Annotated in this window: 23 protein-coding genes; 14 read left to right on the forward strand and 9 right to left on the reverse strand. The window is 49.3% G+C overall.

Going from position 1 to position 25013, the window contains the following annotated elements:
• Positions 1–6: 6 nt before the first annotated feature.
• Positions 7–1422 (forward strand): dihydrolipoyl dehydrogenase, encoded by a 1416-nt coding sequence (lpdA, locus tag QMO62_RS01045; protein ID WP_284638039.1) that lies wholly within the window; start codon positions 7–9, stop codon positions 1420–1422.
• Positions 1423–1787: 365 nt separating this feature from the next.
• Here lpdA and QMO62_RS01050 read toward each other — a convergent pair whose 3' ends face one another.
• Together QMO62_RS01050 and QMO62_RS01055 are read right to left on the reverse strand one after the other, a co-directional pair.
• Entirely contained in the window at positions 1788–3959 is a 2172-nt protein-coding gene (locus tag QMO62_RS01050; RefSeq protein WP_284638041.1) for a sensor histidine kinase, read from the reverse strand.
• Positions 3937–4629, reverse strand: coding sequence for a response regulator transcription factor (locus QMO62_RS01055; RefSeq protein ID WP_284638043.1), 693 nt, complete (start codon positions 4627–4629; stop codon positions 3937–3939). Before QMO62_RS01055 ends, QMO62_RS01050 begins: the two co-directional genes overlap by 23 nt.
• A gap of 159 nt (positions 4630–4788) precedes the next feature.
• Here QMO62_RS01055 and QMO62_RS01060 point away from each other — a divergent pair, with 159 nt between their 5' ends.
• Together QMO62_RS01060 and QMO62_RS01065 are read left to right on the forward strand one after the other, a co-directional pair.
• Positions 4789–5322 carry a hypothetical protein gene (locus tag QMO62_RS01060; protein ID WP_284638045.1) on the forward strand — a complete coding sequence of 178 codons (534 nt, stop codon included), beginning with the start codon at positions 4789–4791 and terminating at the stop codon, positions 5320–5322.
• 171 nt (positions 5323–5493) lie between these two features.
• Positions 5494–5793: a hypothetical protein gene (locus QMO62_RS01065; RefSeq protein WP_284638047.1), complete on the forward strand. Its 300-nt coding sequence runs from the start codon at positions 5494–5496 to the stop codon at positions 5791–5793.
• Positions 5794–5822: 29 nt separating this feature from the next.
• Here QMO62_RS01065 and QMO62_RS01070 read toward each other — a convergent pair whose 3' ends face one another.
• Both QMO62_RS01070 and QMO62_RS01075 read right to left on the reverse strand, forming a co-directional pair.
• A complete protein-coding gene (locus tag QMO62_RS01070; protein ID WP_284638049.1) occupies positions 5823–7001 on the reverse strand; it encodes an FAD-dependent monooxygenase in 1179 nt (392 codons plus the stop codon).
• Positions 7002–7029: 28 nt separating this feature from the next.
• Entirely contained in the window at positions 7030–7245 is a 216-nt protein-coding gene (locus QMO62_RS01075) for a hypothetical protein (protein WP_284638050.1), read from the reverse strand.
• A gap of 151 nt (positions 7246–7396) precedes the next feature.
• Here QMO62_RS01075 and QMO62_RS01080 point away from each other — a divergent pair, with 151 nt between their 5' ends.
• A complete protein-coding gene (locus QMO62_RS01080; RefSeq protein ID WP_284638052.1) occupies positions 7397–7663 on the forward strand; it encodes a YqkE family protein in 267 nt (88 codons plus the stop codon).
• Here the strand turns inward: QMO62_RS01080 and QMO62_RS01085 are convergent.
• Positions 7653–8453: a hypothetical protein gene (locus QMO62_RS01085; protein ID WP_284638054.1), complete on the reverse strand. Its 801-nt coding sequence runs from the start codon at positions 8451–8453 to the stop codon at positions 7653–7655. The two genes, QMO62_RS01080 and QMO62_RS01085, sit on opposite strands and share 11 nt — an antisense overlap.
• 260 nt (positions 8454–8713) lie before the next feature.
• On the opposite strand from QMO62_RS01085, the gene QMO62_RS01090 reads away from it, so the two are divergent.
• The 5 genes from QMO62_RS01090 (at position 8714) to QMO62_RS01110 (ending at position 13251) form a co-directional block, all read left to right on the forward strand.
• Positions 8714–9451 carry a DUF429 domain-containing protein gene (locus tag QMO62_RS01090; RefSeq protein WP_284638056.1) on the forward strand — a complete coding sequence of 246 codons (738 nt, stop codon included), beginning with the start codon at positions 8714–8716 and terminating at the stop codon, positions 9449–9451.
• Positions 9452–9529: 78 nt separating this feature from the next.
• Positions 9530–10471 carry a sensor histidine kinase gene (locus tag QMO62_RS01095; protein ID WP_284638059.1) on the forward strand — a complete coding sequence of 314 codons (942 nt, stop codon included), beginning with the start codon at positions 9530–9532 and terminating at the stop codon, positions 10469–10471.
• Entirely contained in the window at positions 10452–10997 is a 546-nt protein-coding gene (locus QMO62_RS01100; protein ID WP_284638061.1) for a SiaB family protein kinase, read from the forward strand. The genes QMO62_RS01095 and QMO62_RS01100 overlap by 20 nt, the downstream gene beginning before the upstream one ends.
• Positions 10998–11387 (forward strand): DUF1987 domain-containing protein, encoded by a 390-nt coding sequence (locus QMO62_RS01105; protein ID WP_284638062.1) that lies wholly within the window; start codon positions 10998–11000, stop codon positions 11385–11387.
• A 4-nt stretch (positions 11388–11391) separates the two neighbouring features.
• The gene (locus tag QMO62_RS01110) at positions 11392–13251 is read left to right on the forward strand and encodes a SpoIIE family protein phosphatase (RefSeq protein ID WP_284638064.1); all 1860 of its coding nucleotides are present in this window, start codon (positions 11392–11394) and stop codon (positions 13249–13251) included.
• Positions 13252–13260: 9 nt separating this feature from the next.
• Here QMO62_RS01110 and QMO62_RS01115 read toward each other — a convergent pair whose 3' ends face one another.
• From QMO62_RS01115 to QMO62_RS01125, 3 genes are read right to left on the reverse strand one after another with little or no spacing between them, the layout of a single operon-like run.
• The gene (locus QMO62_RS01115; protein WP_284638066.1) at positions 13261–13965 is read right to left on the reverse strand and encodes a response regulator transcription factor; all 705 of its coding nucleotides are present in this window, start codon (positions 13963–13965) and stop codon (positions 13261–13263) included.
• A 16-nt stretch (positions 13966–13981) separates the two neighbouring features.
• A complete protein-coding gene (locus QMO62_RS01120) occupies positions 13982–14719 on the reverse strand; it encodes a response regulator transcription factor (protein WP_284638068.1) in 738 nt (245 codons plus the stop codon).
• Positions 14706–16793: a sensor histidine kinase gene (locus tag QMO62_RS01125; RefSeq protein ID WP_284638070.1), complete on the reverse strand. Its 2088-nt coding sequence runs from the start codon at positions 16791–16793 to the stop codon at positions 14706–14708. The genes QMO62_RS01120 and QMO62_RS01125 overlap by 14 nt, the downstream gene beginning before the upstream one ends.
• Before the next feature lie 274 nt (positions 16794–17067).
• On the opposite strand from QMO62_RS01125, the gene cysP reads away from it, so the two are divergent.
• Together cysP and QMO62_RS01135 are read left to right on the forward strand one after the other, a co-directional pair.
• Entirely contained in the window at positions 17068–18156 is a 1089-nt protein-coding gene (cysP, locus tag QMO62_RS01130) for a sulfate permease (protein ID WP_284638072.1), read from the forward strand.
• Positions 18157–18308: 152 nt separating this feature from the next.
• On the forward strand, positions 18309–19589 hold the full coding sequence (locus QMO62_RS01135; RefSeq protein WP_284638073.1) for a class II aldolase/adducin family protein: 1281 nt from the start codon (positions 18309–18311) through the stop codon (positions 19587–19589).
• Positions 19590–19651: 62 nt separating this feature from the next.
• Here the strand turns inward: QMO62_RS01135 and QMO62_RS01140 are convergent, their stop codons facing one another.
• Entirely contained in the window at positions 19652–20689 is a 1038-nt protein-coding gene (locus QMO62_RS01140; protein ID WP_284638074.1) for an acyltransferase family protein, read from the reverse strand.
• Positions 20690–20930: 241 nt separating this feature from the next.
• On the opposite strand from QMO62_RS01140, the gene sigK reads away from it, so the two are divergent.
• The 3 genes from sigK (at position 20931) to QMO62_RS01155 (ending at position 24974) form a co-directional block, all read left to right on the forward strand.
• Positions 20931–21632: an RNA polymerase sporulation sigma factor SigK gene (gene sigK, locus QMO62_RS01145; protein ID WP_284638076.1), complete on the forward strand. Its 702-nt coding sequence runs from the start codon at positions 20931–20933 to the stop codon at positions 21630–21632.
• Between the two features lie 675 nt (positions 21633–22307).
• A complete protein-coding gene (locus QMO62_RS01150; RefSeq protein WP_284638078.1) occupies positions 22308–23228 on the forward strand; it encodes a hypothetical protein in 921 nt (306 codons plus the stop codon).
• A 264-nt stretch (positions 23229–23492) separates the two neighbouring features.
• Positions 23493–24974 (forward strand): multicopper oxidase family protein, encoded by a 1482-nt coding sequence (locus QMO62_RS01155; protein WP_284638080.1) that lies wholly within the window; start codon positions 23493–23495, stop codon positions 24972–24974.
• Positions 24975–25013 lie beyond the last annotated feature (39 nt).

A 25013-nucleotide genomic window follows, 5' to 3' on the forward strand; every position in this document is an offset into this window, starting at 1 on the left:
CCGGCCATGGTAGTAGGAGACGCTTCTGTAGAAATTGACGTGCTGGTTATCGGCGCGGGTCCGGGCGGCTATGTAGCGGCCATCCGGGCCTCCCAGCTCGGGAAGAGCGTATTGATCGTAGATAAGGCGGAGCTTGGCGGCGTATGCTTGAACCGCGGCTGTATCCCGTCCAAGGCGCTGATCTCTGCCGCTCATCAATACGAAATGATGAGCCATGCAGGCTCCATCGGTATCAGTGCAGAGAACGTGAAAGTGGATTTCGGCAAGGTGCAGGAATGGAAAAGCAATATTATCAAGAAGCAAACCGGCGGCGTCGGCGGGCTGATGAAGGGCAACAAGATTCAAGTGTTCCACGGTGAAGCTCTGTTCATCAATGACCATGAAGCCCGTGTGTTCAATGATAATGAAACGGCCCGCTACCGCTTCAATCACTGCATCATTGCTACGGGCTCCCGTCCTATCGAGCTGAAGACGTTCCCTTACGGCGGACGCGTTCTCTCCTCGACCGAGGCGTTGGAACTTCAGGAGCTTCCTGAGAGCATGGTCGTGATCGGCGGCGGTTATATCGGCATCGAGCTTGGGCAGACGTTCTCCAAGTTCGGTACGAAGGTAACTGTGCTGGAAGGCTCGGATTCGATCCTTCCTGGCTTCGAGAAGGAGCTTACACAGCTGGTAGCGCGCAACCTGAAGAAGACGAACGTAGAGGTGTTTACCGAAGCTCTGGCTCAAGGCTGTGAGCAGACGGATAAGGACGTTACGGTAACGTTCACGGTGAAGGGCGAAGAGAAGAAGGTGACGGCACAGTACGTACTGGTTACCGTCGGACGCCGTCCGAACACGGATGGAGATCTGTCGCTGGAGCTCGCCGGAGTGAAGGTGGGCGAGCGCGGCTTGATCGAAGTGAACGAGAAGTGCCAAACCAGCGTGCCGCATATTTACGCGATCGGCGATATCGTAGCGGGACCTGCGCTTGCGCATAAGGCCTCCTATGAGGCGAAGGTAGCGGCCGAATCCATTGCGGGCATGCCTAGCATAGTGGACTACAAAGCGATTCCTGCCGTCGTCTTCTCCGATCCGGAAATTGCCGGCGTAGGCTATAGCGAGACGGAAGCAAAGGCGAAGGGCATGAGCGTGGTTGTCGGCAAGTTCCCTTACGGAGCGAATGGCCGCGCGCAATCCATGAACGCTACGGACGGCTTCGTCAAGCTGGTGGCGGAGAAGGACAGCGGCATTCTGGTCGGCGCGCAAGTGGTCGGTGCGGAAGCCTCGAACTTGATCGCCGAGCTCGCGCTCGGGATCGAAATGGGCGCTACGCTTGAGGACATCGCGCTTACCATCCACGCGCACCCGACGCTTGGCGAGATGGTGATGGATGCGGCGGAAGGCGCTTTGGGCCATCCGATTCATCAGCTGGGTAAATAATGCGAGAAAAAGGACTCTTCCGAGTTACAAGGAAGAGTCCTTTCGTTTGTACTTGGCATAAACGTTCCAACAAGGGAGGAAAAGCTGCAAAAGTGCAGAAATCCATGATTCCAATTGCAGTTCGGAAGGGGATTTGTGAGGATAAGCTTCTTTGAGAGAGCGCAACGGCTGGAATCGAGGCTAATGGTCTAGGAAAGCTGTATATACGCAGAAATCCTCTTATTGTGTTGCCAATTGTGGGAAAATGTTGCTTATTTGCAGAAATGTGACTGTAGCAGGACCCGGACGCTGAAAGGGATGTACCTCCATTTCATAAAAAAGCTCGAGTCGGACACTTTCGTGCGCCGTGCACGAGCAAGGTCACATTATTTTACAAATTGGACAATCGCCTTAAAATAGTCTCCATCCAATTCGATCGTCAGCCGGCCGCCTTGCAAGTCGACGATGCTTTTGGCGATAGCCAGTCCCAGCCCGGAGCCTTCCGTATGTCTTGATTGATCGCCGCGTTTAAAGCGCTCGAACAGCTCCTCCGCCTCGAAGTCGATAGGATAAGCCGATACATTTTTGATCGTGAACAGTACGGAGGTATCGGTTTCCTCTAACGTCAGGTGCACCCTGGTATTCGGCATTGCATACTTTAGAGCGTTTCCGATCAAATTCTCGAATACACGCCATGTCTTCTTGCCGTCCAGAGTAGCGTACACCTTGTGATCGGGCACCTGTACTTTGAAGGTCAAGTTTGAGGCGGCGAACCGGTCGCTGAATTCGGCTAAAGCTTGGCTGAGCAGCGAGCTGACGTTGACCTTCTCCAGCTGCAGCTCAACGGCGCCGCTGGCCATCTTGGATGCTTCGAACAAATCCTCAATGAGCACCTTCAGCCGGTCCGTTTTCCGATCCAGCACCTCGATATAGCGCACGGTCTGCTCTTGGGTCAGCTCTTCGTTCTTCAGCAAATTTATATAATTAATGATGGAGGTTAACGGTGTCTTAAGATCATGCGAGACATTGGTAATGAGCTCGGCCTTCAGTCGTTCGCTTCTCATCTGACTGTCCAGCGCTTTCCTAAATCCGTGCTGCATGCTGTTCAAATGATGGGCAAGCTGCTGCAGGTTGCCGCTGCCGGAGAACTTTACAGTGTGATGCAAATCGCCCGCCGCTACAGCTTCCGCCCCTGTAAAAATCGCATGCAGGGCTGCGATCCGTTTCATCACATAGGGCACGACGATAAGAAGATAAAAGCCGAAGTACAGGGAACAAATCGCTGCCAGCCCCCCGGCTCCGTCATCCAAAGCAATGATAAGCAGAACGGCGATGAAGCCGAGCAAGGCGGTCAGAATGAACAGGAGCGCCGCTTTATACATGATTTTCTTGTAGGCTAAGCTCGAGCGGACCAGCTCAAAGGCTCTTCCGGTCAAGCTGGCTTTGCACTGTCGGATGAGCTCCTCCCGGTTGCGTAAGAGATCCCGGGTGTGCTGCGTGTACAGCAATAAGCATAGGACCATCAACAGCGGAAGCAAGAAAGATACAAGCTGCATCCCCGATACAGGAAGCCTGAAAATCGCCGAAGGGGAAGCAAGTCCGAAGGTTAGTGCCGCCATAACGAGTGGAATGGCATAACGCAAATCGATCGGGATCTGCTCGAGACGCTGCGATAGCCGCTCCGTTTCGTTTTGCTGACCTAAACCAGTTTTACGCATATATAGGTAGGTCGAGACGGCGATGAGGACCGCTGCCGCCAGCAGTATCAATTCCTTCATCAATCTCTCGCGAACGGAATCGTAGTAAGCAATGTCCACCCGAAACTGGTTGTAGCCTATATCCGTACTCGGAATGATCAGCCAGCCCTCCAATTGCCGCTGCTTCAGTTCGTTACCGATTGCCTGGAGGAACGGCTGCTGCGGATAGCTGCCCGGAAAGGACATGGCGTACAAGGCATCCTTCAATTGTGGTCCATTCGGCGCCGAAGGCAGATTGGTGTAGACCTCGCCGGATAAACGGTCCTTCAAATAATAGTGCAAGCTCTGGCTGCGCTGCTCCAGACTTCTTCGGATATCGCGGTACTCCCCGTCCTGGTAGTCTACGATCCGCTGCTTCTCCTTCTCGAGCTGCTGATCAATGAGGCGGAGAGCCTCAACCGCTTTCTGCGTTTCCTCTTGCTCAAGGCGGGCTAGCCCCTCGGCGGCACCTTTGCTGCGGGCTTCGGTACGCTTCTCACGATACTCGCCGGCAAGCTCATTCTCTTTCTGCTTTCGGAGACTGCTGTAATGCTGCTCCATCCGGGTCAGGCGGTCCTGCCCGATCTTGTCCGCGGCGGTCCACTCCGAATAATTTTTGTGCGTAACATGAATATACTTGATCAAGTTGTAATGGGTTGAAAGCTGATTCTGAAAAGCTTGACTATGAAAATAAAAGTCCTTATGAAACAAAGCTCTATGCTGAAAAATATCCCATGCCGTCAGGACGGCAAGCAGAGAACAGCTTGTAAGCAACAGCCACGCTGCGTAAGCGAAGCGGTTATTTTTCGATTTTGTAGCCAATGCCCCACACCACCTTTAAATATTGCGGATCCTTCGGGTTGATCTCAATCTTCTCCCGTATGCGCCGAACGTGAACGGCAACGGTATTCTCCGCATTGATATACGGCTCCTTCCAAACCTTCTCGTAAATCTCGTCAATGGAAAACACCCGGCCCCGGTTCTCCATCAGAAGCTCCAAAATTTTGTACTCCGTTGCCGTTAACCGAATCTCCTCATCGTGAATAAATACCGTCTTCGTTTGCTTGTTCAACGTCAGGCCGCGCACGTGGATTTCGTCCGCCTCCTGCTTGTAATTGCCGAAATGGGTATACCTGCGGAGCTGAGATTTTACCCTGGCTACGAGCTCAAGCGGGTTAAAGGGCTTGGCCAGGTAATCGTCGGCTCCGACGTTCAACCCAAGTACTTTGTCGGCATCCTCTGTTTTGGCGGAGAGCATGAGAATCGGAATATTGCGGCTTTCCCTGATTTTGAACGTGGTCTTAATTCCGTCCAGCTTGGGCATCATGATGTCCAGAATGATAAGGTGAATGTCCTCCCGCTCAAGCACCTCGAGTGCTTCCAGTCCATGGTTTGCGCGGAATACGTTCATGCCTTCATTTTTCAAATAAATTTCGATAGCCTCTTGAATTTCCGTCTCGTCATCAACAACGAGAACATTGTATGTATGCAAGTCGTTTTCACCTCGTGCTTAATAGTAAAGGATAGTGCTAACGAATTACTGCTCAAATTCCTTACAAAATTATGAAGATCGCGCGATTTAACAACCGTCCGCGTTTCTGTGCGTATAGTATGATACGAGAATCTTGGTGAAAAGGAAAGGAGGAGTGTGATGACGTCGAAGAATTTGAGGAAGCTGCTGTACGGCACGGCGGCGCTCTGGCTGCTGGTTACGGCGACGGGCTGTTCGGAAGGGCTCGAGCGGTTGAATCAAGTAAAAGAGCAGGTCAGCACGGCGGTAGTAGAGCTTAAGGAGGCGGCGGGGAAAAGCGTATCCTCCATAGAACAGGTGAATGAGGTGCTGGTGAAGGGCGGAGCCGGTGTCATCGGCCTTCTGAAGGAGCTGAATCTGGAGATCGGCTATCAGGAGAACGGCATTTCCTTCAAGAATGCAAGAGGACTCAGCGGATTGCTGTCGGTGGAGGGGAATCGGCTTGTGCTGAATATTGCTTCCCAATCGAACGATGCGGATACCGTGAAGACGATACTTAGGCTTGCCAATGCTTTCTCGCCGGAAAATTTGCTGGAGCAGCGGCTGGAGGCATTCGTCGGGAAGGATCAGGCGCAGGAGGTGCAGCTGCAGAACGGGTTTATTCGTTCGGACGGCAAGCTGCTGGAGCTTCATCTGGAGACGCCAATAATATAATAAGGAGACCTGTTGTTCGGCAGAGGATCAGTTTCTGTCGGTAACGGGTCTTTTTAATTCGTAAATCAGCCTGCTTCAAAAAAATTCCTATAAACGGCTTGAAAAGGGAACGTGCGTTCTGTATAATGGGGACAAGAACAAATGTTCGATAACTTGAGAGGGGTGTTGACGATGAAAGTTAAAATTGTGCGATTTATTGAGCGGGATTACCGCAGGAAGCTGCTGCTAACGAGCAATGAGAGCATGACGGAGGACCAGGCGGACGCGTTGCTCGATCAAATGCCAAGCCGCTTTATGGATGTGACGTTTACGTTCTATGGCAACGGTACTCTGACCATCGTTGATAACCACACCGAGCTGCGGGTACCTCTCAAGGAGCTGCAAGGGGCGGTATATGACTTTTACGTAAGGCAGCGCATACAAATGATTCGTGAGAATTTAGAGGAGAAGATTCTACAGAGTGCTTCCTAAGGATAGAAGGGTAGGACTCGGGCCAAGTGTCAAGGCTCGTACCCGAGCAGCCAGTGTAATTGTTGTGCAGTAATGCTTGAAGGCGTAAGACGAAGAAGGGTGTTCCGCAGAAAGATGCCTGCTGGGGAAGTTAACTGCACCATCCGTGCCATTCGTCGGGAGTGCCGTACGACTTTCGTTGTCCGGGAGATGCGGTTGCCCTCATACTGTTTCAGTGCCTCGGGGATGTCCGGATTGTCCTGAGACAAGCATCTTGCTAATTCTAATGCGTCCTCCATTGCTTGTGCACCCCCTTGCCCCAGATTCGGAAGCATCGGGTGAGCGGCGTCGCCAAGCAGTGTAACTCGTCCGTGACTCCAGCCGGGAAGCGGGGGACGGTCATATATATCGTGGGATAAAATAACGTCGGGATCTGTGGAGGCTATAACCTCTTGAATCGGCTTCATCCAGCCGTTGAAGTGTTCAAGCGCCCATTGGCGGCGTTCGGAAGCAGCCGGAGCCGTTCCTTCCGGAGAAGTGATCGCGGCGAACCAGAAGTATCGCCCTTGTCCGATGGCGGACAAGCCGAACCGCTTACCTGAGCCCCACGCTTCGAAGCCTCCCCCGCTAGCTAGGGAGAAGCGGTTGCGGGAAAGCTCGGTAATACCGCGAAGCGCCGTATATCCGGAATATCGAAGCTTCCCTGACGGGAATGGAAGCTGGCTTCTGACTGAGGAGTGCAGTCCATCGGCACCAACCAGGACATCGGCTGTTACCACGACACCGTTGTCGAAGACAGCCGTAACATGGGTATTGTGCTGTTCCCATCGAACAAGCCCATGGCTTAGATGCAAGCGGTGGGGGGGAATCGAATGCACAAGGCTGGCTTGCAGATCCGCTCTATGGATAAGGTAGCTGTAGGTGCCGTACCGGCGAGCCTGTTCCTCTACAGGAAGACGGGTGAGCAATGAGCCATTCCAGGAATGAATGAGAGCCTGCCTCACCGGGGCACCGAGCCGCCGGACTTCCTGATCTGCATGCAGCTTGTGGAGCGCCCTCATGGCATTGGCAGCCAGTACGATGCCCGCACCGGTTCCCGTTAAAGCTTGCGCTCGCTCGTAAATCTCAACGTCCCAGCCTGCTTGGGCCAGTGCGATTGCGGCAGACAAGCCGCCGATGCCGGCTCCGATAATGATGGCTTTCCTTACGGCGTTTTTTGGATGGCTCATAACCGCGCCTCCTTCGCTATAGGCTGGCTTAACGCTTTCGAATATCGAAAAATTCGCATTGGTTTCTTTGATGATATGACAGGTCGCTTACGCCGGATTGTACGACTACGGTGGACTCGTCGAAGCGGATAATAAGTCCGCCGGAATCAACGATATGATCATTTTGGAAAACACGGATTTTCACCTGCCGGTCCATGGCTTCCTGAAAGTCCTGGTCGGTAATGAGTCTGCGGTTTAGAGACATAACAGGCTCCTTTATTCATAGGGATTTGTTTTGTAACTTATTCTACGTTGATTTGAACTTTAGGGCAAATCATTATATGATGATCGTATCGCATCACCCGGCAAGACGGTGCCCATCATGTTGTATTCTAGAGAAAGCGAGAGTATTCGTTATGGCGAAAAAACGCAATTCCACCACGGCTCCAGCCCCTAAAGCCGCCCAAGAGAAGCAGGCAACCCTGCAGGATCTGCTTAGTCGTGATATTGTTGATAAACTGAAGGCACAAGCTAATGAAATGAAGGCAGAGGAAGCCAAACAGAAAGAAGAAGCCCGCAAACGGGTGGCAGAAGCTCAAAAAGCCGAGCTAAAGCGGCTCGACAATGATTTTGAGCATCTATTGAATAACAGCAAGATGGACTGGAATCAGTTCAAAAAATAGGTAAGTTATGATTGCGACTGCTACTCCGTGCCCGGTTCAAGAGTTTCCTCGCACTGGCTATGCGAGGGGAGCGAGCCCTCTGACGCACGGAAATAACCACTTGACGCAGCGCGGCTGCGGTTAATCTCTTGCGCAGCCTTTTACGTTTACGCAGCAGCATGCTGATATCCGTTGTTGCGGGCCCCAGAATGGAGAGAACCTTCGTTGCTTGGTTATATTCCATGAGGAAAGGTTTCCCGTCTTCGAGCCCGTACTGGTTAGCCAGCAGCGGAGTTACTCGAAATTCTCCATTCAGTTCATTTTCGGGAACGAACAGTCTGATTTTTTGCGAACGCGTTCCTTTCTTTAATAAGATTTCGGCAGGACGATTCTCAGCTGCTCCTAATAAGCTTAACAGTGCGTAACCGACCGTTAGGCTAAGGCTGCTCTTTGAACGACTGCGGCCAACGGTGACCGTAGCACTTACCTGTGTTGCGGGCATGCGAATAAGCTCTAGCGTATTGGACTTCGGATCATACTCCAATGCGTAACGTGTGCCGTTTCGTATGGAGAGCTTTTTCGCCAGCTTCGGATTGATCTCCGCAAACTGAAATGGAGATTCATCCCCATACTCCTTTCGGATGCTTACCTTCGCATCATGAGGTCCCTTTTTGAGCGTCAATGTTACCCCCTCTTGAATTTCCTGCAGGTCCTGCGGGAGCCCTCCATCTCTGTCGGTTACGAATGTAACGACATTCTCCTCCATTTCTTGTAGAACCAAAATATCCACGATCCCTTTAGACAATTTCATCCACTCCCGTCCCTGATAACAAACAGTATCTGTTTTCATACAGCTTCAGATATATTCGTGCCTCTGTGTTTATGGTATGAGCACGAATACCCTGCTGATTGTATCGTTGTCCCTAGTAACATACCACGAAGGTGTTTTTTTGAAGTGGAGGTAGAAATAAATGGTATAATGGGGTGATGATTTGAACGGAGTAGGCGAAGCTGGAGTTTTAATTGTTCCTTATATGGCTGTACAAAATGCTATTAGAAGGGGGGGATGCTATGCGAACCTATATCGGTATCGATGGCTGTCCTTTCGGCTGGGCCGCCACCGTTTTTCGTATGGATAACTCTACTGGACAAGTCTTCCTGTATAAGCACATAACGGAGCTCTGGGAAGCTCATCGGGATGCGGAATTGATTCTGATTGATATGCCGATCGGGCTGCCGGATACACGGCATGTGCGGCATTGCGAGTCGGAGGCGAGGGCCCTATTGAAGCCGTACCGGGCTTCGAGCATTTTTCCCGTTCCGGTACGCGAGGTATTGGAAGCGGCCAATTACGATCAAGCCGGTGAATGGCAGCGAAGGCTGTCCGGGAAAGGTCTTTCCAAGCAAACATGGAACATCGTCCCGAAGATTCGAGAGCTTGACCGTCTAATTCGTTCCGAACCCCTCGCCAAGCTGCGATTTCAAGAGTCCCACCCGGAGCTGGCTTTTGCCGCTTGGTCCGGTGCCCCGATGAGAAATAATAAAAAGACGGAATCCGGTTATAAGGAACGAATGGAAATTTTGTCAAAGCTTTATGCACCATCGGAGCAGATCGTTGTGGATACGCTCGCACGTACCCCGCGAAGTCAGGTCGCCCGGGACGATTTGGTGGACAGCTTGGCCCTCGCTGTATCGGCGCTACACGGATCGGATGGGCTTGCGTATGTGCCGAATGTTACCCCGCCGCCGGAGGACGGGGAAGGTCTTGTCATGCGCATTGCTTATCCGATGCGGAGGATGATTTACTAAACTTTAAATTCTTTAGCGATTCTTTACTCAATGTAACGACATATTTCGACTATAATGAGACAGAGCGGAGGTGGACGAATGGCGGGAAGAGAGCAGCGGAAATATCAATATAAGCGACTGTTCCAAGACGAGCTCCAGGTGCTGGATCAAGCCAAGGAAGCGCTGGATAAAAATCGATGGGCGGATGAGTCTCGCGAGCTGTATTCCGAATTGATCAACGATTACGAAAAGCTGTTAAAGACAGCTATGAAAATTTCTCGAATCAGCGACATTCAAGGAGAAACGTTGAAGAAGCAGGAACAGGAGCTGCATGAAGCCCACAACAATTTAAAACATCAAGAACAAATCAGGCGGCAGCTGATCGCGGATATTTCCCATGAGCTTGGTACCCCCATGTCTACGATACAAGGCTATATTAAAGCCATGCTGGATCGTGTGATCACCGCTGACGATAAATATCTGCGAATGATTTATAACAAGATTTTGACGGTGAATCACTTGATCAAGGATTTGTTCCTTTTAACAAGCCAAAAGGCTCAAAATATGCCCTATTACCGGCGGCCGCTTAAAGCGAATGATTTGCTCGAGCGCTTATCGGAGCACCATGCCCAGCTTTGCAAGGCGGCTCTTTACCCTGAACGGGTTTCAGCCATCGTTCCTATTGCTCATGCAGAACGGATTATGCTCTGGCTTGAACCGACATCGTTAACTCATGCCCTGGTTATGCTGTTCGAGCGGCCGATGGAACAGGTGTTATGGGGCGCAAACATACAGATAGACATCGATTATGAACTGCATCATCATGATTCAAGAATCGGTAAGCTGTTCGTTCGGGTTACTTGGGCAGAGGGTGTCCAAATCGAGCAACTTAAAGACAAGTCTGTAGAAAGCTTCGTAGGCGGGCTTACGGTTCAACTGGGGGAGAAAGCTTCCTTACTTACCATCCCAATACAGCTGAGCCCAGAAAATTTCGACAATACTTCCCGGAAGGAGAATCTGCATGACCAATCACCTTTATGAGGTTCAGAGCTTTTTAAGGCAAAAGAAAATCCTGATCAGCTTTTCCGGGCGACTTTCGCAAGGGCTGATCGAGGAATACGGGGCTGCAGTTCGCAAATATTTGGAGGATGAAGAGCGCCCGACCAGCGAAATCAGGGAAATCTTCTCGATCTTCATCGAGCAAACGCAAAATATTAAAAATTACTGTTTAAGCAAGCAGGGAAGCCCGTCTTATGAAAGGATTGCTTCTTCCAGTATTGTTACGATCGGAAAGGAAGAGGACGGAAGCATCGTTAGCTCCGGAAATCTCGTGGAAAACAAGGATGTGGAAGAATTAAAGGACAAGCTTAAGCATTTGATCGGGCTCGACAAGGCGGAGCTGAAGAAGCTGTATAAGGAGCTGCTGAAGCGGGAGCTCCCCGACGGCTGCAGCGGAGCAGGGATCGGTCTCGTCGAGATGGCCCGAAAAACCAGCAAGCCATTGGAATATACGGTTACTCGGATTGATGACGAGGTTTCATTCTTTACACTGAAGGCGGTGGTTTAGTTGAACAGCCTGTATATCGCAGCTACCAAGAGTACACCTGAAATTGCCTTCGAGCCTACATTGCATCGATTGACTATGAAAGGAGAGTCTTATCCGGAGAACGCTTTTAAATTTTACGAGCCGATCTTCGCATGGGTTGATCAGTATATCGGTACGCTTCAAGGCCAAGAGGCGGTTACGGTATCTTTGGAGCTTCCTTACATCAATACCAGCAGCACGAAATGCATGATGATGTTACTGGAAAAATTTGAGGAGGCTTACCAAGCGGGCAAGAACATCAGGCTCGAGTGGTATTGCAACGAGGAAAATGACAGTGAATTGGAATGCGCTGAGGAGTTCCAGGAAGATATGAGCATGCCATTTGATATTCTGATGATAAAAGAAGCGTGAACCGATGAAACACTATGATAAAGGGACGCTGAAGGTCATTGGCTTTGCCAGCGTTGTCATCGTGTTTTCCATGCTGCTGATCGGCGTGATCACCTATGGATTCACGGAAGATGAGCTCGTGCGAAAGTGGAAGGATAAGGATTTGGTCCGTATCGTGGAATCGATGGCGGCCAAGGTGGACGGGCATATCGAGAAAGCGAAGGAAACTTCGCTCATTATGGCTAAGGATCCGCAATTGATCCGCTGGGTGAACGGCGGAGAAGCGGATGAAGCTCTCGGCAAGGATGCTCTGCAGAAGCTGGCGCTCCTTGCCAAGCAGTTCGGCTACAGCAATTCTTTCGTCGTTAGCGCGTTGACCCGGCATTACTGGTCCGAAAGCGGCCGTATCATCGATACGGTAACTCCGAGTGATCCCGACGACCGATGGTTCTTTGACCTGATCGAAGCAGAGAAGCTGATTGACGTCCAAGTGGACTATAACGAGGAGCGCAAGGATACGTTCGTCTTCGTGAATGCCATGATGAAGGATGAAAGCGAGAAGCCGCTGGCGATTGTCGGTGTCGGAATGACGCTCCAGCTGCTTTCCAAGCAATTTCAGGAGTTTAAATACGGGGAGAACAGCAATCTTTGGCTGATCAACGACAGTGGAGAGATTGTGCTCTCCGACCGTCAGGAGCATTTCGGTAAGCCGATTCACGACTACGTCGACTCACTTCTGTTAGGGCAGCTGAAGAATGATGGGAAAATTCATGTGACGGAGAGCGAAACGGCAGAAGGCGGCTTAATGGACATGATCAGCTATCCTCTAAGTTCAACCGGTCTGCAGCTGCTCTTTCGGGTGGAGCGGAAGGAAACGGTATCGGTACTTCAGAATATCAAAACGAACACAGCCATTGTTTCCCTTTTTACCTTTATTATGATTTTGGCTCTCTTTTATTTTATTTCGCATCGGCTGGCCAATCCTTACAAACGGGCGCTTCAGCTGAACCAAGAGCTTGAAGCTAAGGTTCAGGTGCGAACAAGAGAGCTGGCCGAACGCAATGACCAGCTTACCGACAGCATTGATTATGCCAAGAGAATTCAAGAGTCACTGCTGCCGCAAGCTGCACAGTGGTCCGCGGCTGGGATCCGCTCTCATGTAAAATGGCAGCCGCGCGATACGGTCGGCGGCGATTTTTACTGGGTCAAGCCTGTTTCCGGCGGTGTCTGGGTCGCCTTGGGGGATTGTACCGGTCATGGCGTACCGGGAGCCTTCATGACGATGCTGGCGATCTCCTTGCTGGACCGGGTTGCGGAGCAGGAAGAGGTCCACGGGCCCGGAGAGTTTCTGCGGCAGCTGAATGGGCTGGTCAAGCAGACACTGCATCAGCAAACCGGCAACGGAATTACCGACGACGGCTTTGATCTGGGTCTTCTCTTCATCGATCACCGCCGCTCCCGATTGTCGTTCTCAGGGGCGAAGCTTTCTCTTTACGTGAAGGATGCGGATGGTCTTCGCGTTCTGGAAGGAAACCGCAAAAGTATCGGATATCGTAAAACGCCCGAGCACTACGTTTATCAAGAGCATGAGACGGAGTTTGGTCCCGAGAGCTCATTCTTCATGGCTTCCGACGGCTTCTATGATCAAAGAGGGGCTGAAACCGTCTACGGCTTCGGCAAGAAGAGATTCCAGCGATTGCTGGAGGAGAGGCAGGAGCTGCCTGTATCGGAGCTGGTTGCAGAGCTGTGGCGAGAGCTGGAGGATTACATGGGGGAAGCGGCACAGCGAGACGATATTACTCTTCTCGGCTTCCAGATCGCCGCTTCCGACGTGGAAGCCTCAGCCTCCGAACGGCAGCCGAAGCTCAAGCGAAATATCGTGTGACAACCAGCATCAGACCTGGAGCTTATAGCCAATTCCCCGTATATTCAGGATATATTCCGGTACGGCGGGGTTGGCTTCAATTTTTCTGCGAATGCTGCTGATATGCACCTGAATCGTTCTGGTGTCACCCATGCTGTCTGCACCCCAAACGCCATAGTATAATTGATCGGAGGTCAGCGTACGGTTCGGGTGCTTCACCATATAGAGAAGCAGCTGCATTTCCTTCGCGGTTAGAGAGATGCTCGTACCGCCAATATGGACGCGAAGATGCTTCGGGTCAATGACAAGGTCCCGTATACGAACCAATTCATCCTCGGTAACCATAACGGGATTCGAGACTTGTCCGATGGGCGCTCGACGCAGGTTGGCAATAATGCGGGCTACAACCACAGCGGGATCGAAAGGCTTCTCGATATAATCGTCTCCACCAAGCTCCAGACCTCGAACGATATCCTCTGAGGAGGTGTTACAGCTGATAAAAACGATCGGCACATTCGACTGCTCCCGAATTTTACGGCATACCTCATACCCGTTGATATCCGGAAGATTAATATCCAGAAGTACGATGCTGGGCTGCACCTGGCTGAATTTCTCTAATCCGCTGCGGCCGTCCTCGGCCATTGTAACGTGAAACCCGTTCGGCATAAGGTATAAACGAAGAAGCTCGCGAATTTCTTCCCCGTCCTCAACAATCAAAACAGGTATGCTGCTCATGCCCATGACCCCCTTCTCATGACTTATGTACGCTGGCCGACGGCAGGAATTTGTAGCCGACCCCACGAATGTTGTGGATATAATTGGAAATTGGTGAAGCGGGCTCCAGCTTCTTCCGGAGATTACTGAGATGAACCATGACGGTTCGGGTATCGCTGTTGCTGGATTGGCCCCAAACGGCGGAATAGAGCTCTTCAAGCGAGAATACTTCCCCAACATGCTTGGCAAAAAAAAGCAGCAGCTGCATCTCCTTCGTTGCCAATGGAATCGGTTCGCCGTTCATGGAGGCGCTGTAGCTCTCCAAATCGAGCACAAGCGGACCGAACTGCAGAACACGGGGAAGGTGTTCCTGATTTTGTTCAATCATATCTCTTCGAAATATCGAGGAACGGCGCAGGTTGGAATGGATTCGAGCCATTACAACCTTAGGGTCGAAGGGCTTTGCAATGTAATCGTCTGCCCCCAGCTTGAGTCCCTTGATGACATCATCGTTATCGGTGCGGCAGGTTAGAAAAATAATAGGTACGTTCGAATATTTTCGAATCTCTTCACATAGCTTATAGCCGTCGTTGCCCGGCAGCTGGATATCCAGCAGCACGAGGTCGGGATTGACAGCGCCAAATAAGGGCAACGCTTCTTCCGCATTGTCTGCGATGTAGGTTTGAAACCCCTCGGCCTTTAAGTATAACAATATCAACTCTCGAATCTCCGGTTCATCCTCAACGACCATCACACGTTTGTTATCCGATGACATCCGAAAGCTCCTCCTTTTCATCGCGAAGCGGTAGTGTAAAGTAAAAGGTGCTGCCCTCCTGCAATCGACTGGTTACACCAACTTGGCCGCCGTGCTGCGTTACTATTTCCTTGACAATCGACAGGCCTAAACCCGTTCCGTCACGATTGAGCGGCTTATGGCGCGCGCCTTTATAGAACCTCTCAAAGACATGCGGGATTACGTCTTCCTCCATCCCTACCCCTGTGTCCTTAACTTCAATCAGAAGCTCGGATCGGGCGGTGCGGGAAGCGCGGACCGTAATGCTTCCGCCCTCGGGTGTAAATTTGACTGCGTTATACAGTAAATTCGTCATGACCTGCAGGATGCGGTCCTGATCGATAATCACGTTCGGATTCTCATGGGTCAGCCGTTCGTCCCGGAACAGCTCGAATTCGTAGCCCTTGCTGCGGATATCCAGCTGGAACTGCATAAGCACCGAATCGAGAAATTCCTTCACGGGAACCGTTGTAAAGGCAAACTTGATCTGATTGGACTCCAGCTTCGACAGCTCGAAGAGATCCTGCACAAGGCGCCCGACAAACAGAACTTTACCGTACACCATTTGCAATGGCTTGGAATCATTCATCGGCACAATACCGTCGATCATCGCTTTAATGTAGCCCTGGATCGTCGTCATCGGGGTTTTCAGCTCGTGCGAAATGTTGGCAATGAGCGACCGACGAGATTCCTCCATTCGGTTCAGCTGGTCATAGGCAATGCGAAGCTCGGTATGGCTGGCTTCCAGCTCGTGCGTTCTCTCCCGAATCCGCTCCTCAAGCTTTGCGTTCCAATCCTTAAGCTCTTCCGACATTCGCTCCACCTTATATTGAAATTGAGAGTAGCGAAAGGCGATAATCAGCGTTTGGGCAAATAAGTAAATATATATTCCCAATGGTGAAAAATCGATGGATGTTATCACATGGTTATGATATAACATATCGTTTGTTACGCCAGCAATCATAAGCAGAATGACGGAGCATTGAAGCCGAGCGTGCTCGCGGCGCCGATAGGCGGCAACGATGAAAACACCGACAATGTAGGTGAGTACTAGCGCCGTATAGATTTGAAAAGCACTCATGGTGTAGGTAAACACCCGTGCCGGAAATACTAGGACCGTCGCACAAAAAACGAATCCGACGAGAAGCGTGATACGAGTGACCCATGCCGTAGTTTCTTTAGGATACAGCTCGCGGACAAACAGCATAAACAACGGTATGGACAAATAGGGCGATAAATATTCGACCTTTACCATGAGCTCCCAATCAAGCTGAGGCAGAAGCCGGACGAGAATGTTGTCTCCAAGAAGCATCGTACGGATCGAAAACAGCAAGCTGCAAATAGCCATGTAGAAGGCGATCTTGTCGCGCTTTCGAAACCAATAGAGCGCCAGATGGTATAAGCCGATCAGGAATAAGCCGCTGGAGATGAAGGTCTGCAGCGTCATGCTCTTCTCACGGGCAAATAGAATGGAGTCCGCTTCGCCTAGCTCGATCTTCTCCCATATCCCGCCCTTGCGCTGGACAAAGTTCGATACTTGAATGACAATCTCAAGCTCCTGCTGCTTAGGCTGAAAGACGGCAACCCGCGAATAATGCTTAGGGCTCATGGAGGTTTGATCCGTTCCCACGACCCCGTTCTCAAGCAGGAGCTCTCCGTTTACCCACAGGTAGTAGGCGGATGCGATGCCGTGAATATAGATTCCCTTTAGTGTAGAAACATCGTCGGGATGGAGGGTCATCGTCATGCGATATGTTGCATAGCCTTCATTAGATGGAGCGGTTTCGCTGCTTTTCCAAACATGGGGTACCTGAACCCAATGGAAAGCTGCCGTCCGATCGTTGAAGGAAGAAGGGCTCAGCAGCTGCTGCCAGTAAAATTGCCATTCTCCGTTCAGGTATAGCGAGCTTCGATTATGTAAGCTGGTGCCGCTGGCATCCATATGACCTAAGCGAAACGGGACCGGATTTTCATGGAGGGCCGTCGCCTTAGGGGCCGGAAGAAGAATCAAGATAAGCAATAACAAGAGCAGCAAGCGGCGAATAGGATGAAACACAGCTTCAATTCCTCTCGAAGGGGAAATTCTAAAGACTTTACTAAAAAATATTATACAACTTTTTCAAGTTTATTTTGACACCATAAGAGAATAATTGACAAATATTTAGGAAGTTTATGAATATTTTAGACAAATTTTTTCGAAATGAATTTATTTTTTTTCGTGAAAGATCATATTGACGCTGTGTACGGTTAACGGTAAAATGAGGCATATCCAATTATCTTAACTATTCAAAGTGAAATAGTCGGGAATACTCCACGAGGAGCTGAACTGCGTGACCTTTACAGTAATTGCAATCCTTATCGCCCTGTTTTTTGCCATGAATATCGGAGCGAGCGGCGCCGCGGCGTCCATGGGCGTTGCCTACGGCAGCGGAGCTATTAGGAGCAAACGAATTGCGTTAATATTAGTAGCCATTGGCGTTTTCATGGGGGCGTATCTAGGTGGGGGAGAGGTCGTCAAGACCTTAGGTAAAGGCATCATTCCGTCAAATATGCTGACGGTATATCTCGTGATCGTTATCTTGTTGTCGGCTACCGTAACCCTGTTCACCTCCAATATGATGGGCATTCCGTTGTCCACCAGCGAGGTGACGGTAGGCGCTGTGGTAGGTGTCGGAGTAGCCTATGAGGTGCTGTTCGTCAAAAATGTATTGTACATCGTATCCTTCTGGGTCATCTTCCCGGTAATCGCCTTCACGCTTGCTTGGGGAGCCGGGTATCTGATCCGTTACCTAGAGCGGAAGGATCCGAAATGGCGCGGTGTCGGAAACGGCAAATGGAAGCGGGTGCTGATGATTCTCGTCATCCTGGCCGGGTTCATGGAAGCCTTCTCCGCGGGAATGAATAATGTGGCCAACGCTGTGGGGCCGCTGGTGGGTGCCGGTCTCATGAGCGCAGGCTCCGGAGTCTTTTGGGGCGGTTTGTTTGTTTCCCTTGGTGCCATCCTGCTTGGCGGCAGGGTGCTTGATACGAATGGCAAGAAGATTACCAACATGTCGCTGCTGCAGGGAATTTTTATCTCGGGCACAGGGGGGGGCTTGGTCATTATTGCTTCACTCCTGGGGATTCCTGTACCGTTAACACAGATTACAACAACGGCAATTCTTGGTATCGGTACAGCGGATCATGGCTTTAAGCTGTGGCAGAAGGGGATCATTGCAAAGATCATGAAGGTATGGATCGTATCTCCACTGCTTTCCATGGTTGTCTCCTTCGTTCTTGTGAAAATCTTCTTTGAGCCTTCCTTCTACACCTTGTTCGTTCTAGCCTCGCTACTGATTGCAACGGTCGGTTTGAAAAGTCTTTATGACGCGTCGCAAGCGGAAAAACGAAACTTCAATGAGGATGGCGCTGGAATATAACACCTATGTCGTCATAACAGGTATCCTTTGCGGGTACCTGTTTTTTTATCTCTATAACTTAGATCACATCGGAGATGATTTCCTATCGTTTATAATAAAAACAGAACAAAACGGATAGAAACGGGTGTAAACAATAAAAAGAGGTGAGAGGCATGCATTCATTACTTACGCATCCTGCGGATCAAATTCTGCAGATGATGGAGCGCATTTATCATTACGGGATGACAACCACTTCCGGAGGAAATGTCTCGCTGCTGGATGAGAACGGGGATATCTGGATTACACCGACCGGAGTGGATAAGGGAAGCTTAAGGCGTCAGGATATTGTTTGCGTTAAGCGGAGCGGTGAGGTGGTCGGCTTGCACAGGCCCTCCAGCGAATTTCCGTTTCATCAGCAGATTTATCGGCAGAGACCGGATTTGAAGGCGGTTGTCCATGCTCATCCTCCGGCGCTGGTAGCCTTCAGCATGGTTAGAAGATTGCCGAATCTTTACCTGCTTCCGAACGATTACCAAATCTGCGGCGACATCGGCATGGCGGAGTATGCTCTTCCCGGCAGCGAGGAGCTAGGGCAGAACATCGCGTCAGTGTTCTCCAGGGGGGTGAATGCGGTGATGCTCGAGAACCACGGTGTTGTGATCGGATCCAACACCTTGTACGAGGCCTTTAACATCTTCGAGACGCTGGACTATTGTGCAAGACTTGAAATTAAGGCGAACCGGCTCGGCATACCGCTGCCGCAGGGGAAGGAAAGCATCGGTAAGAAAATGCACGCCAGTTTGGACGAATTCTCGCCGGTGACGTTCTCCGCCAAAGAAAAAGAGCTTCGAAGAGATATGTGCGAACTGATCCACCGGGCGTATGATCAGAAGCTTTTTACGAGCACGCAGGGGACCTTCTCGCAGCGAATGGAGGATGGCTCCTTCATCATTACACCCTATGCGGTAGACCGGAAACATCTGGAGCCGGAAGATCTGGTGAGAATCGAGCACGGGAAGAAGGAAGCCGGTAAAACGCCGAGCCGTTCCGTGCTGCTGCATCAGCAGATTTACGAGACGCAGCCGCATGTCGGTTCGATCATTATCGCACATCCTCCGAACATTATGGCGTTTGCCGTAACGGATAGCGACTTCGACTCCAGAACGATTCCGGAGAGCTATATCCTGCTTCGGACCATTCCTAAGCTCCCATATGGAATGACATTCCATTCGCCGTTGGAAACAGCCAAGGTGTTTCGCGAGGATACGCCACTTGCCCTAGTCGCCAATGATTGCATCATTGTGACGGGACAAAATCTGCTGAATGCCTTCGATCGCCTGGAGGTGGCGGAATACAGCGCTAAGGCACTGATCTCGACACGCTGTCTGGGCGAGATCGTTCCGATCGACGAAAAAAAGATCAAGGAGATCGATATCGCTTTTAAGCTAAGCTAGCCTATAGAAAACCCGTACTGCGCCCTAATGAGCACGGTACGGGTTGTTTTACGTTATCAGTGCTATGTGCGATGAAAGCTTCTGATTTTACCGAGGAAGGGCTGCGGGTTCGGATGGATCAAAGGATGCGTTAACGCAGCTACGCGCGAGCCCGATAACAGAAGTGTTATGGTGACCCCTAAGATGACCATAAGGAGAACCGTTGCCAAAGGAGGCCATGGAGCTTCATAGATACCTGCAGCTGTCAGCACCTTGATGACGGCTCCGTGCAGCAGGAACACATAAACGGTGCGCTCCCCCCATGTCGTGATTCGACCGTATTTGGTGCTTTGGAGCATCAGGAACGCTGCTGAGGCTACCAGTGCGAATGCATAAACGGCGATTCGGCCCAAGCCGACATACCAATGGCTCAGGTTCATTTCGTGATAGGTGCGGCTTCCCAGCAGCCAATCTATCGATAGATGGAAGGTTCCTGTATAAAATCCGGCAGCGACCAGCGCCAGCAAGAGGACTGCGGCCAGCTTTAAGCGAAGGCTGCGCGCGGCTTTCGTCAAAAAATTACCTTGATAATAGTAACCCATGAGGAAAAACGGAAAAAACACAAAGGTCCGGCTGATGCTTGCCCAGAAGCCGTCGAAAGGCAAATATCCGACAAGGATACCCAGCATCCAAGCCGTGAGAAGCGGGTGCTTCAGCTTTCGAAAGACGATTAGGAGCAGCTTCCAGCCTAGGTGGCTGAACAGGAACCAGAGCATCCAGTAGGGTGCCCAGAAGGAATAGACGGTATGTGCAGTACGAAAGAAGAAGTAGTCCAAAGCTGAGTAAAGTGTTTGGAAAATCAGATACTGTAGAAGTATGCGCAGAAGCACCTGCTGCAGCTGCGGATCCTCGGGGAAGCCCTTGGAGAAGTATCCCGTGATCAGAACGAAGATCGGCATATGAAAGGTGAAAATGGTCATCACGATGGCCTGCGCCTCCGCATGGGTGGATAACAGCGGCATCAGAATATTACCCAGAACGACCATAACGATTAAAAGGAAGCGCGTATTGAGAAAAAAGATGTCCGTGGGGTTCAAGGTGTGATTGCTTTCTTGTTTCATTTTGGATCCCGGCTTTCGTAGAGAATGAGTTAATTCACATGGATTTGTGGCTTACAGGCCTAGTATAATACGGTGTTGATTTCAGGTAAGTGATATATTTCACAAACAAAAGCGGAGTAATGCCCCATCAGAATAAGCGCGAAATTTCGGCGGTACAGGCACGTATGGGCGGCAGCCCACATACCATAGTAGTAATCTCATCATGAGGCTCTGGGGTTCAGACTATTGGGAGGTGTTGTTCGTGCCCGGATTTTTCTCAGCGGTCGCCTTGTTCATCAAAGAATTAATGCTGTTGGTTTCATATGTCAAAAACAACGCGTTTCCCCAACCGCTCGCGGAGGATGAAGAGGAAAAACACTTGCGGTTGATGGCCCAGGGAAATCAGCATTCGCGTAACCTGCTCATCGAGCACAACCTCCGGCTGGTCGCGCATATCGTCAAGAAATTCGACAATACCGGGGAGGACCTGGAGGATTTGATCTCGATCGGCACCATCGGCTTAATCAAAGCGATCGAATCGTTTAGTCCCGACAAAGGGACCAAGCTTGCGACGTTTGCAGCACGCTGTATCGAGAATGAGATTCTGATGCATCTGCGGTCACTGAAAAAGACGAAGAAGGATGTCTCGCTTCATGACCCCATCGGTACGGACAAGGAGGGAAATGAGATTTCACTGATTGACATCCTCGGGACAGAAGCGGACGATGTCGTGGATAAGGTGCAGCTGAAGATAGAGAAGTCGAAGATCTATAAGAATCTGGATATCTTGGATGAGCGGGAGCGGGAGGTCGTGGTTGGTCGCTTCGGGCTCGAGACCGGCGGCGAGGAGCGGACGCAGCGGGAGATCGCGAAGGAGCTGGGGATCAGCAGGAGCTACGTATCCCGAATAGAGAAGCGGGCGTTGATGAAGCTGTACCATGAGTTTTATAAGCAGAAACGATAATATAAAAGTGAAGGGCCTGCTGTGTTGGCAGGTTCCTTTATATTCACGGGGTGGACGAGCATATTATTGGTGAAAAAATGATGTAAACATATGTATCAAATATATCATTGTACAAATAGGGCGACGATGATTACGATGCATTTTATTTTTGCCCTAGAATCTATACGCGACGAATTGGAACTGGATGGCAGGTAATGGATCTGTCAGGGTGGTAGGTCTATATTTATTTGATATTAAATAAGCATATTCCGGTTTCAAAATTTGCGTGAGCAACGCACTTTTTTGCGCGCTTTTAATCCTACGAGCTGCTTATAATTATATTTGAAACTAATTTGGCGTGATCGATAGAGTGTGAACAGATAGGGGGTGAGATATCATTGAATATGTAAAGGGTATAGGCCGCGAAATCCTTTGTCTCAGCACAGTCTTCGAACAAAGCTAATAACCAAGACTGAATAGGTTACCGACAAAAAGTAACGCTGCAAGAGCAAATTGGTAAGGTTAGTCTTAACGACAAAACAGACCTGTGTCTTGGTTCGGGTAATTTTAGTGATTATAGATGCAGGAGAAAGTCGTTACTATGATCGGTTAAAAAAAATAATTATTCAATTGAGTGCGCACATGTATACATAGCTCTTATTTTTTAACTTGTACTACTAAAATGGAGGGCTCATAATGGTTCAAATTCCTCGGTATAATGTAGGACTACAACACTTTGACTTTAAGTATAGAGTTGTCGATTTCAGTGCAAAAAAAAATACAACGGATTCATTATCTCCTCTACCTAAACCGTCTTTTATAAGGGAACAGTATCAGGAATTAAGAAACAACCGTACTGCAGGAATTTATAGTTTAAGTCAAATACATCAGAGAATGATAGAAGCGACACGTAACCCACAGGAGGTAGAGCGTCAAAGCTCATCGACCTCAAAGGTAGAATCAAAAAGCCTGTCGTCAGGAGAGGCTGTAACATCAAATGCTGCAATAGCCATTACCGTAGATGACATCGTGTTATCAGATGGAACTAACACCTATTCCTTGGGCAAAAATGTTAATATAAAAATTGATGACGGAGAACTGATAATTAATAATACTGATCATTATCAGTTTAATGAAGGATCAAGTTTGAAAATTTATCAATTAATGTCGCCCGATGCTAGCGGTACAGTACAGCAAAATGAGATACTAGTTATAAACAACGGAGTAGTTACTGTTAATGGGGCAGCTAGTTTTGATGTATACGACGATGGTGTAATCAATAATCTACCAGGAGCATACCGACTTCAAATTGGCATCGTTGAGGGACAATTACCGGGTCAAAGTTCCATCGATAATTCCTTGTTATATGGAAACGGTACTGACAGCACTCCAGTAGGAACCTTAATAACCCATGGAACAGATTTTATGCTCATTACTAATGATAGTACGGAAATGATATTTTCCTTGCAGGATGATCGAGGGGAGTACTTTATCTGGCAAGTTCACGGTGACCCTAACAAGATAACTTCCGCATTTAATGATATTCATAATCGCGCCCAAAGTGGAGCAGTTAGCTATGACCAGCTACAGGACATCACAAGATCATATGGTCTTTAAAAGGAGCAGTGTCGTAGTGTGAAAGGCTTATACTTTATCCTTTAACACTAAATGTGTAATCACTTTGAAAATGGCGAATCGTTAGACCCTGAAGCCCTCGATTTTCCCAATAGGAAAGTTTGAGGGCATTATTATTAATACCCGGGGTTTCCCAGCTCCGAATAAAGATCAAAAAAGCGGAAAGAAAAATGCCGATTCAAGTAATGACGTTGTAAAAAAGCGAAACCTAGAAATGATCAAGTAGAAAACTTGGAGTGAAATTTAATGAAATCAATAACATTGACAAGAGTCGTACTGATTTTTAGTACGTTTTTTGCTTTAGCGATAAGCAGCTGTAGTCAAAGTGATATAACGAATGAAGGTTTACTAAGTTTCCAAAATTCATTAAAGATTCCTCCACTTCTTGAGCCAACTATAGACTTGAATGGGAATAAACATTATGAATTAACAATGCAAACCGGCACAACCGAATTTTTGCCTGGAAAGCCAGCTGAGACATGGGGGGTCAATGGAAATTATCTTGGACCCACCATTCGAGCTTCGCGTGGAGACCAAGTTTCCTTTACAGTGAAGAATCAACTTAATGAACCATCGACATTACATTGGCACGGTATGCGGCTGCCCGCCGTTATGGATGGTGGTCCTCATCAAATGATTGATTCGGGTGCCTCATGGACACCTTTCTGGATGATCGATCAGCCCGCGGCTACTACGTGGTATCATCCACATTTGCATGGAAAAACTGCAAAACATGTGTATCAAGGATTAGCAGGCTTGTTTCTTATCGATGATCCAGATTCGAAAAAATTACCTTCAAAATACGGTATTGATGATATTCCACTAATTATTCAGGACAAACAGTTTAAAGAAGACGGATCGTTTACAATGGATACTAACAGTGCCTTCGGTCTCTTGGGTAATCACATTCTCGTCAATGGAACCCATGATCCGTTTCTTGAAATTGAATCAAAACAAATCAGATTCCGATTGCTTAATGCTTCGAATGCCCGGACTTTTCATTTTGGGTTCACTGACGGACGTTCCTTTCATATCGTTGGGAACGACGCGGGGTTGCTTCCGAAAGTGGTAACTGAAAATAGGATATCACTGAGTCCTGGTGAGAGGGCAGAAATTGTAGTAGATTTTAAACCCGGAGATCAAACGACTCTGCATAGTTACAAGGGGAGCAATGGGGTCGATAATGGGGAATTCGATCTACTGAAGATAGTTGCTGGAAAGGAATTAAGTAATGGCTCATTATTACCCGAACAACTTACAACTGTCGCTCCCATTGATGCACCATTGGATGCCAAAGTTCGTCAATTTATATTAACTGGTGCTTCAAGAATCAATGGCAAAGAGATGGACATGTATAGGATTGATGAGGTGGTGCCTGCTGAATCGCGTGAAATCTGGGAGATTAAAAATACCGGTTGGGCGCACAACTTTCACATCCATGAAGCAGCTTTTCGCATTATTGAAATGAATGGACAACCGGCACCAGCCTATATTAGCGGGAGGAAGGATACAGTTTTTCTTCCTAGTGGAACAACGGTAAGACTAGCCGTTGAGTTCGGCCAATATGAGGATCCGTTCCACGCGTATATGTTTCACTGCCATATACTTCTGCATGAAGACGAAGGGATGATGGGACAGTTCGTGATCGTTAAACCTGGAACAGAGGCAACTGTTACGAAGCGATTGCCTATTGCCAACACAGGGGAAGTTCATAGCGGGAAGCACTAATGAGACATTTATTTAGCATTTTACGTAGACAGTTTGTTG

The sequence above is a fragment of the Paenibacillus silviterrae genome, from assembly GCF_030167925.1.
Taxonomy (GTDB): Bacteria; Bacillota; Bacilli; order Paenibacillales; family NBRC-103111; genus Paenibacillus_G; species Paenibacillus_G silviterrae.

Excerpts from the sequence above, each read along its gene's own strand:
- QMO62_RS01140 (WP_284638074.1), bottom strand. The coding sequence starts at position 20,689 with ATGAAACAAGAAAGCAATCACACCTTGAACCCCACGGACATCTTTTTT.
- QMO62_RS01060 (WP_284638045.1), top strand. The coding sequence starts at position 4,789 with ATGACGTCGAAGAATTTGAGGAAGCTGCTGTACGGCACGGCGGCGCTC.
- lpdA (WP_284638039.1), top strand. The coding sequence starts at position 7 with ATGGTAGTAGGAGACGCTTCTGTAGAAATTGACGTGCTGGTTATCGGC.
- QMO62_RS01150 (WP_284638078.1), top strand. The coding sequence starts at position 22,308 with ATGGTTCAAATTCCTCGGTATAATGTAGGACTACAACACTTTGACTTT.
- QMO62_RS01070 (WP_284638049.1), bottom strand. The coding sequence starts at position 7,001 with ATGAGCCATCCAAAAAACGCCGTAAGGAAAGCCATCATTATCGGAGCC.
- QMO62_RS01090 (WP_284638056.1), top strand. The coding sequence starts at position 8,714 with ATGCGAACCTATATCGGTATCGATGGCTGTCCTTTCGGCTGGGCCGCC.
- QMO62_RS01080 (WP_284638052.1), top strand. The coding sequence starts at position 7,397 with ATGGCGAAAAAACGCAATTCCACCACGGCTCCAGCCCCTAAAGCCGCC.
- QMO62_RS01110 (WP_284638064.1), top strand. The coding sequence starts at position 11,392 with ATGAAACACTATGATAAAGGGACGCTGAAGGTCATTGGCTTTGCCAGC.
- QMO62_RS01085 (WP_284638054.1), bottom strand. The coding sequence starts at position 8,453 with ATGAAATTGTCTAAAGGGATCGTGGATATTTTGGTTCTACAAGAAATG.
- QMO62_RS01100 (WP_284638061.1), top strand. The coding sequence starts at position 10,452 with ATGACCAATCACCTTTATGAGGTTCAGAGCTTTTTAAGGCAAAAGAAA.
- QMO62_RS01155 (WP_284638080.1), top strand. The coding sequence starts at position 23,493 with ATGAAATCAATAACATTGACAAGAGTCGTACTGATTTTTAGTACGTTT.
- QMO62_RS01095 (WP_284638059.1), top strand. The coding sequence starts at position 9,530 with ATGGCGGGAAGAGAGCAGCGGAAATATCAATATAAGCGACTGTTCCAA.
- QMO62_RS01115 (WP_284638066.1), bottom strand. The coding sequence starts at position 13,965 with ATGAGCAGCATACCTGTTTTGATTGTTGAGGACGGGGAAGAAATTCGC.
- QMO62_RS01065 (WP_284638047.1), top strand. The coding sequence starts at position 5,494 with ATGAAAGTTAAAATTGTGCGATTTATTGAGCGGGATTACCGCAGGAAG.
- QMO62_RS01120 (WP_284638068.1), bottom strand. The coding sequence starts at position 14,719 with ATGTCATCGGATAACAAACGTGTGATGGTCGTTGAGGATGAACCGGAG.
- QMO62_RS01135 (WP_284638073.1), top strand. The coding sequence starts at position 18,309 with ATGCATTCATTACTTACGCATCCTGCGGATCAAATTCTGCAGATGATG.
- QMO62_RS01075 (WP_284638050.1), bottom strand. The coding sequence starts at position 7,245 with ATGTCTCTAAACCGCAGACTCATTACCGACCAGGACTTTCAGGAAGCC.